The sequence below is a fragment of the Paenibacillus sp. FSL R7-269 genome (genome assembly GCF_000517865.1).
GTDB lineage: Bacteria > Bacillota > Bacilli > Paenibacillales > Paenibacillaceae > Paenibacillus_AQ.
On record NZ_ASPS01000016.1, the window covers coordinates 119,697 to 135,071 of the forward strand.

Genomic DNA, 15,375 nt, shown 5'->3' on the forward strand with positions numbered 1-15,375 from the left:
AGTAACTAAATTACAAAGCCTATTGGCCTTACTGTTTATCCTAATTTCCATCATATAAATATCGTGATAAACCCTATTAACTCAAACAGTTGCAGTTCTTACTTTATAGTCACTTTTAGATTCAGACTGCGTTTCAACTCATCCAGCGGTACATACACTCTGTTTTTGAATCTAATTACTGTGCCAGCTTGAATTGGAACTGTTATATCCCCTCGGCTTATTGTTAATCCCCCCGCCTTCTCAGATACTGTAGCTGCAACGCCCTTAGCGAAATCATCCAGTGGTACATACCACAATCCCGCTCCTGATATAAATGGTCCCTGGCCACTTATCCGTAATTCATTCCCATCAAGGATAAGTTGTCTGCTAATCTCTGGAGATAATAAATTCTCATTGTTTGTTCCATACCTTTTAGCACTCGAACTTGATTCACCAAAATCTTGCTTAACAAAGATTCCTGTCGAAACGTTTAAGTATCCAGACTTTATTCGGTCAAAAAAATACACACCTACAAGTTCATCACCATAATCCCATTCATATATGTGGGATAAGCCTTTGTTCTCAAATACTGGAAGCTTATGAATTACTTTCGCTGTAGCCGTATCGATTATCAAAGTGTCATATTTCCCTGTACTTATTCCAGTCTTTGGATTAAATTCATTCTGCGTAATAATCAGATATTTTTTGTTAGGAGAAAATGAAGCATCCGGCTTGACCCCTGCACGCGTATAAAGTGTATAGTCCTTACCGTTAGTGGTGTATCCAACGACATTAGTCCCCATTTTTGCATCATAAAATCCAGAGTATCTTATATTTCCAACTTTGTAAGTGAACGGACTACCAAAGTAAATATATCTCCATCTTTCTACTTCTATAGAAACATCAGGTGGTTCTTCAAACTCAGTTTTTGTTCCTTCATGAGTCAATTCATATCCTTGTTCTGAATAATAATCTTTACCTATCTTATAAGTTTCGAACTCTCGCTCAACGTGTCCTGTTTTTCCTTTAAAACTAAGCCAATAGGCAGAATGCTGTCGGGAAGGTTTGATAGAACTCTTGTTAATCATTCCGATAAGCAAATGATCCGACTTAGGGAGTGGAATAACGTACTTCCCTCGATTGTTCTCCCGAATCCCTTCACCTCTCACATAATTAACCTTTGTCAAAAGCTTATTGTCAGGCAATGTATATATCTCGATGTCATTCTCACGATGAGGCTTATTATCCAAGATACTCCTATCTAAACTAATAGAATAACCCTTAAAGTTAGGATAGAGATTGATTCTTAATGGCCTATATATTGCTCTAACCTGCTTGATAATTTTTAGCTTTTTGGAGCCTAAATCAAATTCATATAGCCTTGCGTAGTTCCCCGCTGTTATTGGTACCAGGTCATTTGTAACACTCCAATAAGCTTTATTATCAATGATTGCATATTCCTCATATCCAGCAAAATCATTTCCATTTGAGTCATTTTTTATCGACAACTCCGGATACTTGTATTCTTCCTTCAATAAAGAATTGTCAATATAATTAAAAACACTCACCTTCACGGTTGGAATAAGTTTTCCAGTAATATCTTCTTTGTCATAATTAAATACGACCTCAGTTCTTAATTGCTTTGATTCCGCTGCAAATCCAAAATTATTCTTACCTATTGCTATTAAGATCATAAGAACCATTAGAGACATCAAAATTCGTATATATTGTTTCATCATATGTAGTACCCTCCTTGAATTAGAGCCTAACGTATTTTCAAATACGTTGTTGCCGCATCACGAATGAATGAATTATAAAATTTCTCATTAATTTTAGGGTCCAGAATAGTAATAACTACCTTTCCATCCATAAGTTCAATCTTAGCCTTATAGGTTACATCATCGGAGATAAAATGAAGAGTAGTTTCGGCAATCCCATTACTATTCACCTTGAACTCATTTGTTTCCCAATCTCGCTGGGTTGTACCCAACCACTCTTCTTTACCGTTACCCTGGTCAAAGGTAGCAACGTCACGATAAGAATTAGAAAGCTGAATGGTATCACCACCAATAACCTCTAAATCAAAACCAGTTTCTATTTCAGTTTTAATTTTCTTGTCCACATCTATCTTTTCTATTTCTGTTCTCCAAGTGCCTATGTATTTAGATGCATCAAATTCCGAATTAGTTGTACACGTTGTTTGTTTACTATTAATAGTTATAATCTGAGTCTTAGCATCCCATCCCACTTCAGCACCTAGATTATCAGAAATATATCTAAGCGGAACATATGTTGTCCCGTTATAGGTAAAAGGCTCTTGCTTAGGCATTTTAGATACATTGTTAATTTTTATATCCTTAATCCCAAAAATTACTCCAATTGTCTTTGTTGAAGAAGCAGCGGCAACTCCAATTGTACCGAATACCATTGCTCCAGCTATAAAGCCTATAGCAAACTTGAATTTACTCATTCTAATCTCTCCTTTTGAATAATAATTAGTAGATATTTTTGTAATAATAAAGAGAATGACATCTATTACGATATATATTACACGATATATGTATCGTTATAAAGATATTATTTATTCGATAACATAGGGGTAAAATAGTTAGGAGCAATCCCCTTGAAATTAAGCGTAGCAAGAAACAATAAAAATATAACTCAAGAGGATTTTTCTCATTCTATTGATGTTTCATTGAGATATTACCAACGCTTAGAAACTGGAAAATCCATTCCAAGTGTGAAAATCGCACTCCGCATATGTACAAAACTAGAAGTCAGCCCATTTGATATTGATGAATGGCAAGATGAACCAAACAACTAATGTAAACCGTCAAGCTTCTAGCTGGCGGTTTTTTATTATTTCTTTCAGTGTATTTGAGAATACCTATTATCTCCACGGACTATAAGTAACATATTTCCACAAAATTTGACAAAGTCTATAACTATTGAATCATGTAGCCGATGTACTAAGGAAGATTATTGATAATCATTTGGGGATGATCTTGAGCATTCGGGCTGATTTGGAATAAGTATATGTGAGCTTCGTGCAGGCAGGGGATATCACAGGAGCTGTTAGCTAATCGTGCAGGATGGATCGGTCCTATATTAGCGGTGTGGATTGTGGGGATTGGAAAATTAGCATTGTAAACATTGAGAAGATTCCCCGTGCGCTCAATGTTTCTATCGAATACCTGTTTGCAAGTTAACGTTTTGAGCAAATCTGGATATCAGCCCAAGAGACTTTAAAGTGCCTTTTAAGAAGCGCTTCTCGTATCAGTTAGGCAAGAAGCAGAAAATTTCAGCCTTTCGGGTGAACGGACTGCTCATCAGAAATGAGGTGGATTATACATCGGTAGTCTTGACGGATACTTCCTCCTCTTTCGCAGAAGGGGAATTAAGCGTACTTGTAGATCATCGCGAGACGAAGGCCGCTGATGGTGTGCTGGCTGTGTATTCCCCGGAAGCAGCCGAACGCGCCGTCCCGTTCCAGCAGAAGATTTTCTCCCGCGTCAAGCAATCTGTCGTCCTGTGCAACTCCTATTTTATGGTGCATCAAATGAATGTTGTAACACTAACCAGCAGGATACGCGACAAGGCCACTAACCTGTACGGGAGTGACAGAGACATGACCGGGAATGCCTATCTGTTAATTGATATTCACGGAAATAAACTTATTAAAGTTGCAAAATAAAACCGCCAGGAGGTGACTGGCGGTTCCTTCTTTGTCTATAATCCACTTTCGGCGGAATTAGTATTTCCATATTATGAGTATATTCACTGTTATAGTATTGCCTTATCATCCTTTTATACATTGTCAGGTGAGGCTGAAATAAAGGCCAACTATTGATCACATATTTTAGAAATAAGTACGAAGAGCTATCGGGTTAGTTAGTATCTTATATAGGTGAAGTTTGGTAGGCAGAAAATAAACCGTCAGCAATCACGGACGGATTATTGCATAGGTTTAATTAATTCATTTCCGTTAACATCTAATAATCCGTAAGCTTGATCTAACATTTCTTTATCCCTGTCGTACAAAGGCGTGGTTTTATGCCATACCCCACTTCTGGTTGTCATATAATTCAGTTGATGTACCATGAATTCTGAATTACATAATACTATAGCCTTTTTGCTGCACGCTATCACGCTCTGTTGAAGCAAAACCGCCTTCTCAATTACTTCAGGAAAAAAAACAACTGGCCCACCGTCCCCTGCTTTCATGTTTCTATGATCAACGAAAACACTTAATTCTCCCTCCGCAAAGTTAGAGACAATGCCTTTCCATATTTTAGATACATAATCCACGTTTGCACCGGTTACTACTCCTTGTATCTGAATAGTAAGTAACTTTCGGTCACAGTCCAAATGATACTTGAATCGTTCGGAAATCGGGACTTCAACATTTTTCTTTAAAAAAATAGGATTGCTTGAAAACCGCTCACTTGAAAACAAGTATTTCATTGGGACGCTCAGCGCGTCTGCAATCTTTTCAATATTAACTAAGCTGATGTTACGCACACCACGTTCCACTCCACTTATATATGTTCGATCCAATTCGGAGCGATGCGCCAACAGTTCTTGCGAAATTCCACTACGCACACGCAGTTCCTTAACCCTATTTCCGAACTCGGCAAGTATATCCATGAAACAACCTCCAACAACCTCTTTTATAAATAGATTTCATTCAATGATATATTCTTGAAATACTTTGGGACAATAAGGAGGAATACAATTACGATGAAATATTTTGGAGGATTCATCAAACTCTTCGATACTGTTGAAGGTGCATACACTTACCTTGATAATTCAGTACATTATTAAAATAAAATTCATAGATGTATGCCAAATTCAGATCGAATATACGAACATACAAGCTCGAAACCTTACCATTTCCTCTATGCTAAATATCGGATAGTTAGGATGAAAGTTGTAGGTTTTTGTCGATGTGACTTATAGTCCGTGGAAATAAGAGATAGTGATATCCTATAGTTGAATACAGAGATCAAACTATTGGACTTGTGGGATATGAGATAAAGCAACTCACATTTATGGAAAAGATAAATCCATGATCGGACAGGCTTACCAATTAATTAATATCTACGGAAATGAACTCATTAAGGCTGCAAAATAAAACCGCCAGGAGCTTGTCGGCGGTTTTATTTCTGTATATAAACTAATTTCCGTTAGATTAAGATATCAGTTGCTCAGATATTCGTCAGCCTCAGCGTAAGATTCAAAGTAGGCAACAAAATCACCAAACATACGTTTCATCTGCATTTTGAAGACTGGAGAGTCGGTAATGTAAGCCCATTTCTTCGTGGTAGAAAATCCAGCTTTAATTGCAAGCTCGTTAGTTGGACTCAATTCCTTAACCACTTCTTGAGTCAGCACGCGGCATCCCGTAAGATCGGTTAGACCTGTAAAACCTGGGCGTACTTGTTTAAGAATTTCCGTAAGCTCGCTGATGTAGGGTGCAACATCCTCCATAGCCATTCTATCCCCTACGAAGTGGACCCGGTTCTTTTTAGCATCATATTCAAGAGTAAACATAATTAATTCCTCCTAATACTTTCATGTCATGGTTGTATTGATTACACTGCAATAATGGGAATTAAAGTAACTACTTCTGAATATAAGTATATATACTTTGTTAAGAATCTCCACGGACTATAAGTAACATATTTCCGCAAAATGTGACAAAATCTATGACCAATAGGGAATGCACTAAATGTCTATATTGAGTATTTATTTGCAAATGAAAGATTTATATTAAATACAATATATCTGTAAAATAAAACCGCCGTATTCTAATCAGCGGTTATTTTCTTCTAAAGGCTAAAATTTAAGGTCAAAATAGTATTGGCGAATTATAAGGATATACACTGTTATTGTATATCCTTATTATCCGTTTATTCATGGTCAGCTGAGGCTATAAAACAGAGCAACTATTAAAATAACATATTTTTGAAACAAGAACTCTCGTTTAAATATCGGTTCATTATCAAAATGGAATAAAGTGGGTAAAGACAGGATCTTTACTATAGATGAATTCAAGAGGAGATATCGGGTTAGTGAGTATCTGATATAGCTGAGGTTTAGACTAAATATCTATCGTTTGAAGCAGCACAGTGAAGTGACAACCGTTCGTGTTCACGTAGCGCTGTAACTCTGCTGCACGATTTTCTGACAATGCGATAATGTCCAATGGTGCATTGATCGTAGCTACTTTGACAACTTCCTCAATTCGTTGAAATGTATTGGCTATGTGTACATTAGGATTGTCCACGATTAACGCTCTAGGAGTTTCGCCTTTACTCACAGCGTCTAATGGCTTTGTTGAAGGCTGTGCCTCTAATCCCAGCGTTTCAATAAATCCGGTTTGTTCCATCGCCCATGTCATTCGTACCAAGTCACTTTGCAGAAAGCTCCGTCCCCGTAAGGTAACACCTTGCATTATCAATTCATCAACACCTCGTTGCGTAAGTCTGAAAATCTTCCTCTTGTGACGATCAACTACTGGCTCGATATACCCCCATTCGGCGAGCACTCTTGTACGCTGATAAATAGTGTTCTTAGGTCGCGGTTCTAGTAGGAGGCTGCTTAGACCAGTTACGGAGATATGTCCATAATGTCCTATTGTCTGCATCAGTGAATGGTCAAGTGTCAGAAGATATCGTTTAATCTGTTTTTGAGCTTCGTTTGGCAATTTAGAAATCTCCTTTCGAGATTTGATGCAAGGCTAATTGTTCAGCAGCCTTCGCCATGAATAAGGCATATTCTCGTTGCTACTTTTTGAGCTTTTCTTTGACTTTCATAGGGCAGTTCCTTTATCTAGTGTTTAGATCGATCAGGACCTAAACTCCCAGTTTCTACGAATAGGTAAATATGACGATACTAATTAAGTTGGAGATCAAAAACCCCTAAAGCCCAGGCATTTCCGATAACTTCGGCGTTCTTGTATTTTTTCAGAAAATTAATTAATAACTGATCTGTATCTTTTTCTTGAATTTGATTCTGATTCGGCTTAAATGTTACCACTCGATATTGTCCAAATCGCAACTCAACAACCGCGTACTCCTCAGTTTCTCGTTGAAAAACGTCTCCAACATAAATCTCAGTTCCAATGCAATCACGTTTACCGGTATTGCTTAGCAATACCACCTCTCCATAATCGAATTCAAAACCAGCTTTGTTTTCTACACAGTACTTGTCGCTGGTTCCGTACTCATATACCATTCCATTCCACAAAAAACGGAATGGAGTTGTCAAATAAGGAAAGGGTCTTTTTTTATGTGTATGTTTTTCCATAGGTAACTCCTCCACATTTCATTATAGGGGCGTGTTTTTATAATGCTATTGATGCAGGAAGCCTAAGCTTAATGCAAATCAACAAATTTTCCGTATTGCTTTAAATATCCCATCTCTATAACCCCGATACCTGTATTCCTTCCCTTGGCGATGATAATTTCTGTAATATTTTTCTTTTCACTATCGGAATTATAATAGTCGTCTCGATATAAGAAATCGACTTCATCTGCATCAAATTCGATTTGCCCTGATTCCCTTAAATCTGAAAGCATCGGGCGTTTATCCTGCCGTTTCTCGCTGTTACGGTTAATAGCACTTATCGCTATAACTGGACAGTCATTTTCTAAAGCTATTTGCTTCAAAGCACGGCTAATATAACCAAGTTCAGCTTCCCGATTAGAGAAGCGTTGACCTCCATGTACCAGTTGCAGATAATCAATGTAAATAACTAAATTATTATGTTCTCTTTTTAACCATTTCACTTTGTTTCGAATGCTTTGAATAGATTGACCTTGCTTCGCGGCAATGTAAATAGGTAATTCCGATAAACAGGAACGAGCCATCGTATACCTATACCAATCATCATCATCCAACAATCCACTACGAAGTTTTGACCGGTCGATCTGCCCGATCATTGAGATTAAGCGATCTGTTAGCATTACACCAGGCATCTCCAGACTAAATATTCCTGCCGCTGTACCACTTTTCGCTGCATTTAACGCTTCATTCAACATATAATCACTCTTGCCGATTGAGGGACGAGCAGCAACAACTATCAATTCTCCTTTCTGTCTGCCTCCAGTGAACATATCTAATGCGGAACCTGCCGTTTTAACTCCGGTTAGTCCCTTATGTTGAACCCTACCTTCCATAATATCCTCATGACCTTCAGCACTTTCAGCGACATGGATAAAACCTTCTTCCGGTTCTAACTGATCTGAGAGTCTTGTAACATTCTTAGTAATCTCCGAAAGGACTTCTTCAAAATCTTCCCCCTCTGCTATAGATGATAAGCCCTTTCCTAGAGCTTGTTTCAAATTTCGGAGTCGATGCTTCTCCAATAAGATATCAACATAATACAAAATATTAGTGGCTGTAGGCACAGAACCGACAAGCTGTGACATATAAATTACGCCGCCAGCCTCATCCAGCTTCTGTTTCTTCTGTAAGACATCCGTCAATTGAACAAGATCAATCGGTATGTTTTGTTCCGCAATCTCAAGCATTGCCTGATAGATCGTTCGGTGTGCTTTGTGATAAAAAACTTGTTCTCGCATTTTTTCATGAACAGCATCAATTGATTTCGGCTCTAACAGAATTGCTCCAATAACAGCTTGTTCAGCCTCAAGGTTGAATAAAGGAGGATTAATCATCTGCGGCTTCACCCTTAAATACTGCTCTGTAATGCCATTCCTCCATCATTTTAAGGCGGTGTAGGGTTGCCTCTTTCAGTTGGAGGTAGTTTGCGGCTTCTACCTCCAGAGGAGGCTTTCTAATATCTGCAATCGTTGGAGGAAACTTTTCCGTATAAACATGCTGCCGCAAATTATTCATGGCAATTTCAAATGGGTAATCTTCTAACATTTTGTGCCAAAATGTTGTTTTAATTTCATCAATCGAGAAATTTTGATAGGCATTGTTGATAATCAAGAATAGTTTATTAAGTTCAGTCTTTGTCATCTGTTTCCTCTCTGATCGCCCGAAGTAACATTTCATTTTGTCTTTCTTGCCTGCTCTGATAACGGCTTGGCTGTTCCCTCATAGCCGAGGTTGCCTTAGCAGTGCTAAATGTTCGCCAAGAATCCAAAATAGGTCGCTCATAGTATGCAAAGCTATTAACAGTTTCGTCGCGTTCAATTTTTTTAGTATAGGTTTCTTTCATGCGCTGGATAATAAAGTGAGCAGGTATACCAATATTGATAAGCTTATCTATCAGTTCTTTATCATTCTGGTTTAAGCTCTTCTTGTTATGCAAAGAGCAATACTCACGCTCAATTTCTTCATATATCTCAGCCTCAATGATAGTAATTTCTTTATTATTTTCTTCTTTAATTATATATTTAGAAGCTTCCTTCTCCTTAGAGCCAAAAGGTTTTTCTAGATGTGAGAATACCTGTTTTGATAACTGTTCATGATTTTCGGTAATCTTTTTGATAACCGCAGTATTCTCAGTTTGATTCCGCGCTGATCTCAGAGAGTTATCAATTGGAGAACTTTTTGCAAGATTCAATTTAAGCAGTTCTCGGAAAGCAGTTTCTTCCCAACCACTGACTAATCCGATCTCCCATTCCTGAACGTTTTGGTTTATCGCAAAGGTATTCTCCAGCTTGTTCCAGATAATCACTTTCTGTGTAACTAAACTCTCTAGAACTTCAGTAATATTCGTTTTTCCAACTCCACATATCCTGAAACATACGAGTTTTGGAATATAGGCACTAGAACGTTGGCATCCATTGGAAAGGCGAATAATTAGCATCAGTACACTCAATTGACGTTTCGTTAGATCCAATTGAATTAACCGTTGAATTAAGATGTTATTAACAGTTGTAAAACCCTTTTTTTTCAATTTTCACACCTCACATATACAATTCCGAGTGTTATCAGAGCGTAACCCTCTGTTCACTTTCCCGAATCCATTTTTCGATACTTATAGTACTAAAAAGTATTTTCCCTCGTAGTCTGATGTGCGGAATTTGATGCGCTCTTACCATTTTATATATTGTGTCGAGGCTAACATTCAGATAAATCGCTATTTCTTTTGTATTCATTGTGATTGGTTTCATCTGGCCCCCCCTTTCTTAGAAAAATAAGTTTCCATCAGGTTTTTCGTGCTGTTCATGTTTAGATTTTAGTCAAATGTTTCTATTTTGTAAATACATGTTTGCTAAATAGAAACGATTGTGTTATATTGATTCTATAAAAGGAGGCTAATGTATTGAAACTTGATATTGGCACTAAATTGAATTTTCTCAGAAAACAGCAGAAAGTATCTCTTAGGACGCTCAGTAAAGCATCAGGAGTTTCTTTAGCTTATCTATCACATATTGAAAATGGTAAGAGAACTCCATCACCTTATATTCTCCAGAAACTAGCACCTGTTCTTAAAGTGCCGCTTGCCGAATTAATGCAAGATGCTGGATATCTCAATGAAAAGGAGGACAGTGAGTATCACGAGGACGTTTTTTTAGACTTCGATTCCTTCAATCATATGGAACTAACTCATATGATTAAGTTACCCTTTATTTTAGTAGACGGAATTGAGATTAACAGCAACGAAGCAGATCAAATAATTGCTTTTGCTAGAGCATTAATATTTCAAAGAGAACATAAAAATATATTTCCAGAGCTAATGAATGAATTTAAAAACAGACTTGAAAAAGGAGAGGATTGATAGACAATGGCAAGCATTGAAAAACGCGGAGATAATTCTTGGAGGCTTATTGTTGAGCTTGGAACTGACGCTCAGGGACGCAGACTCAAAAAGACTAAAACAGTTAAAGTTGAGGATGCAACTTTATTAAGAGCAAAAAAAAGATTAAATAATTTTCTCAACGAAGAATTAATGAAATTCAGGATTGAAGTTGAAGCTGGGGAGTACATTGCACCAGAGAAAATGCTTTTCTCTGCATTTGTGGAAGAATGGGAAAAGAAATATGCAGTTAAGCATCTTGAGGTCACTACTTTAAACACATATAAACGTTGCTTGAAAAAACGGATACTTCCTACTTTTGGAGATTATCGACTTGATCAGGTTAAGCCAATCCATATCCTGAATTACTTAGATTCACTTGAACAAGATGGAAGTAGATTGGATGGAAAACAGGGGAAACTATCGTCTGGCAGTGTATTTATGATGTATCGAATTTTAAAAAATATCTTTAGCCGCGCTGTCGAATGGAGAATCATAAAAAATAATCCCGTGGCCGATGTTACGCGTCCTCGCGTCAAGCACAAAGAAACTAAAGTTTACACGAAGGAAGAAATCCACCAGTTATTCGAGGTACTTCAAAATGAGCCGTTCCATTGGCGAATGATGATTACTTTAGCCTTAACCACCGGAATGCGGAGAGGAGAACTGCTTGGATTAGAATGGAGACATATTGATTTAAAAAACGGAGTTATAGATATTAGACAGAGTATTACAGCATACAAAGATGGTGAACCCCTCATAAAAGAGCCAAAGACCAAAAACAGTCTACGTAAAGTCGCTCTGCCTTCTTCTATTACCGCTGAACTAAACGAATATTATTTGCATTGTCGAAAAGAACGAATGAAACTGAAAAATATTTGGAAGCGAGATGAACACTTCTTTCTTTTCTTCAATGAAGAAGGCAAGCCGTTCTATCCAGAAACGCCTTACCTTCATTTTAGAAATCTATTATTGAAACACAAGCTGCCTTATATTACTTTCCACAGCCTTCGTCATACATCAGCAACCCTACTATTAAATCAAGGTGTGCATGCTAAAATCATTTCCGAACGATTAGGCCATGCTAACATCAGTACGACCATGAATATCTATGGACACGTACTGAGATCAGCCGACCACGAAGCAGCGAACAAGTTTGACTCCATTTTGCCAAATATTAAGGCAAAATAACCCCCTCAAAATTATTCCGTCACCATTTCGTCCCCAATCAATAAAAAAATCACTCAAAACCCTTATATACCAAGGAACAAACCGACTCCACATGCACCGTATGCGGGAACATATCCACCGGCGTGACCTCCACCGCCCGGTATCCCCCATCCTCCAGCACCCGCAAATCGCGGGCCAGGGTAGACGGGTTGCACGAGACATAGACGACACGCTCCGGCTGCATCAGCAGGATAGTCTCCAGCAGGCGCGGGTCGCAGCCCTTGCGCGGGGGATCGACGACGATGACATCGGGAGTGATGCCCTGCTCTTTCCAAGCGGGGATGACATCCTCCGAAGCGCCGACTTCGAATTTAACGTTGTTCATTCCGTTCAGCTTCGCATTGGCACGGGCGTCTTCGATGGCTTCAGGGACGATCTCAACTCCGTACACCTGATCCGCGTGCTGGGCCAGGAACAGGGAGATGGTGCCGATGCCGCAGTAGGCATCAATCACGGTTTCCTTGCCGGTAAGTGCAGCGTATTCCAGAGTTCTGCCATACAGCACCTCAGTCTGGGCCGGGTTCACCTGGTAGAAGGAGCGCGCCGAGATGGCGAATTGCACCTCTCCAATGTAGTCATAGATGACCTCGCTGCCCCAGAGGACACGGGTATCGTTGCCGAAGATGACATTGGTCTTCTGCGTGTTAATATTCTGGCAGAGGCTGACCACCGCCGGAAGCTGCTCACGGATACTACCGAGCCAAGCATCCAGATGCGGGATATCCCGGCCGTTCGTGACCAGCACCAGCATCATCTGGCCGGTGCGGAACGCCTTCTTCACCACAACGTGACGGAGCAGGCCACGGCCGGTCTCTTCGTCATAGGCGGTGATGCCCAGCTCTCGGCCGAGGCTCTTGACGGTGGCAACGACCTTGTCGTTGTCCTCATGCTGGATCAGACAGGTTTCCATGTCGATGATCCGGTGACTGCCCCGTGCATAGAAGCCGCCGACCAGACCGCCTTCGGTCACACCGATAGGCACCTGGGCCTTGTTGCGGTAGCGCCATGGCTCGTCCATGCCGAGTGTAGGCAGCACGCGGATGCCTTCGCCTTGAGTCCCTGATGCACTTGCTCCATCTGTACTCGCCGCTCCTCCACTAACTGCACCGGCCACCTCCAGCTTCCCGATCCGCTGGAGGTTGTCCACCACCAACTGCCGCTTCCACGCGAGCTGCGCGGTGTAATCCATATGCTGCAGCTGGCAGCCGCCGCATTGATCATAGATCGGGCAAGGCGGCGCGATGCGGTCGCTGCTGGCCTGCACTAGCTCCAGCAGCTTGGCGTAGCCATACTGCTTCTTGGTCTTCAGCACTCTGGCCCGGACCCTCTCACCGGGAAGAGCGCCCTGCACAAATAGGGTAAAGCCCTCTACGCGGCCTACCCCTTCACCTTCATGGGTCATGCCGATAATATCGAGCAGGACCTCATCGTTCTTATTCACCGGCAGACCGGCGACAGGGGCCGCCCCTTGTTCCCGGCGGCTTGCGCTGCGCCTGCTGCGTTGTTTATTCATGTGTATAGGTTCACTTCTTTCATGTTCTTCACGATTAATTCTGCGCGAAAATCCGCAGATGCTGCGGCAGGATGCTGAAGTTGCCCGGCAGGGTGCCGCCAAGCTCGCCGTCCAGGTTCAACTGTACGTGGCCGGGAGAGGTAACCTCCATGGCATCGGTGCGGAAATGGATAACCTTCTTGTCATTCAGGTGATCTCCGCGGATGGTCAGACGCACCAGCCGGATGAACTCGGCCAGGTTGCATTTCTTAACGGCAATAACGTCGAGCAGGCCGTCATCGATACGCGCACCCGGGGCCAGCTTCTCGAAACCGCCGACTGAATTCGTGTTGGCGATCAGGAAGAGCATGAACTCGTCATGGATCATCTCCTGGCCGTTCGCGCGGATGTACAGCTCTTGCGGAGCAAGGCTGGCCATCTTCTCGATCCCCTTCAGGTAATAGGCGAGCTGACCCATCATGGTCTTCAGCTTGCTGGGGACCTCATAGGTCAGCTCCGTCAGCTGCCCTCCGCCTGCTATATTAATGAAGTAACGGTCATTGGCTTTGCCGAGATCGATCAGGCGCGATTCCTGACGCAGAATCAGGTCGCAGGCTTCCTCCCAATTCTTCGGAATACCCATGGCCCGCGCGAAATCATTCGTCGTTCCCAGCGGCAATATGCCGAGCGGGGGAAGGTTCGGCTTCTCCGCCATCCCGTTAATCACTTCATTAAGCGTACCATCGCCTCCGGCAGCTATGATCAGATCATAAGTACCGCGTTCCACAGCCTGGGCTGCAGCCGCAGTAGCATCGCCCTCTCCCGTTGTTGCATGGCAGGTAGCTTCGATACCGCCCATATCCAGCCGGTCTAGAATATCGGCGAGTCGTCTTTTCATTTCTTCCCGTCCAGAAGTGGGATTATAAATCAATCTCGCAGTTTTCATTACCGGAACGCCACCTGTTTATATAATGGATAACTTTACTGATTATACCCAATTCTGTACCCCACAAGCAATGTCGGAGGAACTGAGGAGGAATATAAGTATACCCTCCGCCCGGGCTCCAAGCTTAGAAGATCGGCAGAAAGTATAGATATATGTATGCAGCAGTGGTAACCATGGCTACATGGAACACTGGGCGCACCCTATAATCAGCTTCATTACCCGCTTACGAATTAACGTTGACCCTCAAGCCTCCAGGCGCTGGAGCACTGCTTCCACCTGCCGCTGAATCCAGCGCGGCAGCAGCGGATGCGGCAGCAGTGTCTGGCCGGAATAGGCATACTCAAGCCCCTCGAGCCGCTGCGGAATAACAACCTTAGTGAAGTACCCCTCACTCAAAAAAAGCGGAGCTACCAACACACCATAGCCCTGCTTCTGCCAGTGCTCCACCCGGCTTCTTATACTGTCCGGGTTCAGCAGCCCGTAATCAGCTGCATCCAGCCCGCTTATCTCCCGTACCCGCGCGGCAAGTGAAGAGATGCCCTGCTCCCAGCGCTGCCGGAAGCCGTCATGCCTGCTGCCGTGTCCGACCAGCAGCACCATCTCCCGCCCGTTATGCTTTGACAGTTCCCGAATCTTATCCCACAGCATTTGCGCAATATCGGGATCATCATCGACAGGATAGCCATAGTGAATTTTCGCGGCAACCCTGAACGGCGCAAGGTCGGTCTCCCGCTCAGGAACCGGCTTAGCGCCCAGCGCATACTCTATCTCATCGACATGCGTGCTGCCGGAAGAAACAAACAAGGGGATCACAATAATATCTGTGACCCCTGCATGTTCCAGCTTATCGATTCCATCCTGTATCAACCGTCCTTCTACCAGCTCAAGGAAAGCCACTGCCACCGGCAGCTCCTCCCGGAACGTGAGATGGCTCACTGCCTCGTCTACCATCGACACCCAGGCCTGATCACGGGAGCCGTGACTGATTAACAATACACCCGGAACCAT

The 15,375-nt window shown here is 41.9% G+C and carries 17 protein-coding genes; 4 read left to right on the plus strand and 13 right to left on the minus strand.

What is annotated here, in order from left to right; genetic code table 11:
• Positions 1–98: 98 nt before the first annotated feature.
• Together C162_RS07820 and C162_RS34210 are read right to left on the minus strand one after the other, a co-directional pair.
• Positions 99–1,718 carry a hypothetical protein gene (locus tag C162_RS07820; RefSeq protein ID WP_036693217.1) on the minus strand — a complete coding sequence of 540 codons (1,620 nt, stop codon included), beginning with the start codon at positions 1,716–1,718 and terminating at the stop codon, positions 99–101.
• A 26-nt stretch (positions 1,719–1,744) separates the two neighbouring features.
• Positions 1,745–2,449: a copper amine oxidase N-terminal domain-containing protein gene (locus C162_RS34210; protein WP_051493303.1), complete on the minus strand. Its 705-nt coding sequence runs from the start codon at positions 2,447–2,449 to the stop codon at positions 1,745–1,747.
• Positions 2,450–2,602: 153 nt separating this feature from the next.
• Here C162_RS34210 and C162_RS35280 point away from each other — a divergent pair, with 153 nt between their 5' ends.
• On the plus strand, positions 2,603–2,803 hold the full coding sequence (locus tag C162_RS35280) for a helix-turn-helix transcriptional regulator (protein WP_084648852.1): 201 nt from the start codon (positions 2,603–2,605) through the stop codon (positions 2,801–2,803).
• Between the two features lie 426 nt (positions 2,804–3,229).
• Positions 3,230–3,673, plus strand: coding sequence for a hypothetical protein (locus tag C162_RS07830; RefSeq protein ID WP_036693219.1), 444 nt, complete (start codon positions 3,230–3,232; stop codon positions 3,671–3,673).
• Between the two features lie 260 nt (positions 3,674–3,933).
• Here C162_RS07830 and C162_RS34985 read toward each other — a convergent pair whose 3' ends face one another.
• The 8 genes from C162_RS34985 to C162_RS07870 form a co-directional block, all read right to left on the minus strand.
• On the minus strand, positions 3,934–4,626 hold the full coding sequence (locus C162_RS34985) for a helix-turn-helix domain-containing protein (RefSeq protein ID WP_063828992.1): 693 nt from the start codon (positions 4,624–4,626) through the stop codon (positions 3,934–3,936).
• A 552-nt stretch (positions 4,627–5,178) separates the two neighbouring features.
• Positions 5,179–5,532 (minus strand): hypothetical protein, encoded by a 354-nt coding sequence (locus C162_RS07840; RefSeq protein WP_036693221.1) that lies wholly within the window; start codon positions 5,530–5,532, stop codon positions 5,179–5,181.
• Between the two features lie 550 nt (positions 5,533–6,082).
• Positions 6,083–6,688 (minus strand): hypothetical protein, encoded by a 606-nt coding sequence (locus C162_RS07845; protein WP_036693222.1) that lies wholly within the window; start codon positions 6,686–6,688, stop codon positions 6,083–6,085.
• A 188-nt stretch (positions 6,689–6,876) separates the two neighbouring features.
• Complete coding sequence (locus C162_RS07850) at positions 6,877–7,290, minus strand: YopX family protein (RefSeq protein WP_036693223.1); 414 nt, start codon at positions 7,288–7,290, stop codon at positions 6,877–6,879.
• Positions 7,291–7,358: 68 nt separating this feature from the next.
• Positions 7,359–8,675, minus strand: coding sequence for a replicative DNA helicase (gene dnaB, locus C162_RS07855; protein ID WP_156949564.1), 1,317 nt, complete (start codon positions 8,673–8,675; stop codon positions 7,359–7,361).
• On the minus strand, positions 8,656–8,970 hold the full coding sequence (locus C162_RS07860; RefSeq protein ID WP_051493304.1) for a replicative helicase loader/inhibitor: 315 nt from the start codon (positions 8,968–8,970) through the stop codon (positions 8,656–8,658). The genes dnaB and C162_RS07860 overlap by 20 nt, the downstream gene beginning before the upstream one ends.
• Entirely contained in the window at positions 8,957–9,856 is a 900-nt protein-coding gene (locus C162_RS34215; RefSeq protein ID WP_051493305.1) for a replication protein, read from the minus strand. Before C162_RS34215 ends, C162_RS07860 begins: the two co-directional genes overlap by 14 nt.
• Before the next feature lie 34 nt (positions 9,857–9,890).
• Positions 9,891–10,073: a helix-turn-helix domain-containing protein gene (locus C162_RS07870; protein ID WP_036693226.1), complete on the minus strand. Its 183-nt coding sequence runs from the start codon at positions 10,071–10,073 to the stop codon at positions 9,891–9,893.
• A gap of 152 nt (positions 10,074–10,225) precedes the next feature.
• Between C162_RS07870 and C162_RS34220 the strand changes: the two genes are divergently transcribed.
• Together C162_RS34220 and C162_RS07880 are read left to right on the plus strand one after the other, a co-directional pair.
• The gene (locus C162_RS34220; protein WP_051493306.1) at positions 10,226–10,681 is read left to right on the plus strand and encodes a helix-turn-helix domain-containing protein; all 456 of its coding nucleotides are present in this window, start codon (positions 10,226–10,228) and stop codon (positions 10,679–10,681) included.
• Positions 10,682–10,687: 6 nt separating this feature from the next.
• A complete protein-coding gene (locus C162_RS07880; RefSeq protein WP_036693228.1) occupies positions 10,688–11,890 on the plus strand; it encodes a site-specific integrase in 1,203 nt (400 codons plus the stop codon).
• Between the two features lie 49 nt (positions 11,891–11,939).
• Here the strand turns inward: C162_RS07880 and rlmD are convergent, their stop codons facing one another.
• The 3 genes from rlmD to C162_RS07895 all read right to left on the minus strand — a co-directional run bounded on the left by rlmD (position 11,940) and on the right by C162_RS07895 (position 15,375).
• A complete protein-coding gene (rlmD, locus tag C162_RS07885; protein WP_036693229.1) occupies positions 11,940–13,442 on the minus strand; it encodes a 23S rRNA (uracil(1939)-C(5))-methyltransferase RlmD in 1,503 nt (500 codons plus the stop codon).
• Positions 13,443–13,476: 34 nt separating this feature from the next.
• Positions 13,477–14,367: a diacylglycerol kinase gene (locus tag C162_RS07890; protein ID WP_036693231.1), complete on the minus strand. Its 891-nt coding sequence runs from the start codon at positions 14,365–14,367 to the stop codon at positions 13,477–13,479.
• A gap of 243 nt (positions 14,368–14,610) precedes the next feature.
• Positions 14,611–15,375: a sirohydrochlorin chelatase gene (locus C162_RS07895; protein WP_036693234.1), complete on the minus strand. Its 765-nt coding sequence runs from the start codon at positions 15,373–15,375 to the stop codon at positions 14,611–14,613.

What these genes read in the sequence shown, in the direction of transcription:
- C162_RS34210 (WP_051493303.1), bottom strand. Translation starts at nt 2,449, where the DNA reads ATGAGTAAATTCAAGTTTGCTATAGGCTTTATAGCTGGAGCAATGGTA.
- rlmD (WP_036693229.1), bottom strand. Translation starts at nt 13,442, where the DNA reads ATGAATAAACAACGCAGCAGGCGCAGCGCAAGCCGCCGGGAACAAGGG.
- C162_RS07840 (WP_036693221.1), bottom strand. Translation starts at nt 5,532, where the DNA reads ATGTTTACTCTTGAATATGATGCTAAAAAGAACCGGGTCCACTTCGTA.
- C162_RS07860 (WP_051493304.1), bottom strand. Translation starts at nt 8,970, where the DNA reads ATGACAAAGACTGAACTTAATAAACTATTCTTGATTATCAACAATGCC.
- C162_RS07870 (WP_036693226.1), bottom strand. Translation starts at nt 10,073, where the DNA reads ATGAAACCAATCACAATGAATACAAAAGAAATAGCGATTTATCTGAAT.
- C162_RS07895 (WP_036693234.1), bottom strand. Translation starts at nt 15,375, where the DNA reads ATGGTTCCGGGTGTATTGTTAATCAGTCACGGCTCCCGTGATCAGGCC.
- C162_RS07850 (WP_036693223.1), bottom strand. Translation starts at nt 7,290, where the DNA reads ATGGAAAAACATACACATAAAAAAAGACCCTTTCCTTATTTGACAACT.
- C162_RS34985 (WP_063828992.1), bottom strand. Translation starts at nt 4,626, where the DNA reads ATGGATATACTTGCCGAGTTCGGAAATAGGGTTAAGGAACTGCGTGTG.
- C162_RS07820 (WP_036693217.1), bottom strand. Translation starts at nt 1,718, where the DNA reads ATGATGAAACAATATATACGAATTTTGATGTCTCTAATGGTTCTTATG.
- C162_RS07890 (WP_036693231.1), bottom strand. Translation starts at nt 14,367, where the DNA reads ATGAAAACTGCGAGATTGATTTATAATCCCACTTCTGGACGGGAAGAA.
- C162_RS07880 (WP_036693228.1), top strand. Translation starts at nt 10,688, where the DNA reads ATGGCAAGCATTGAAAAACGCGGAGATAATTCTTGGAGGCTTATTGTT.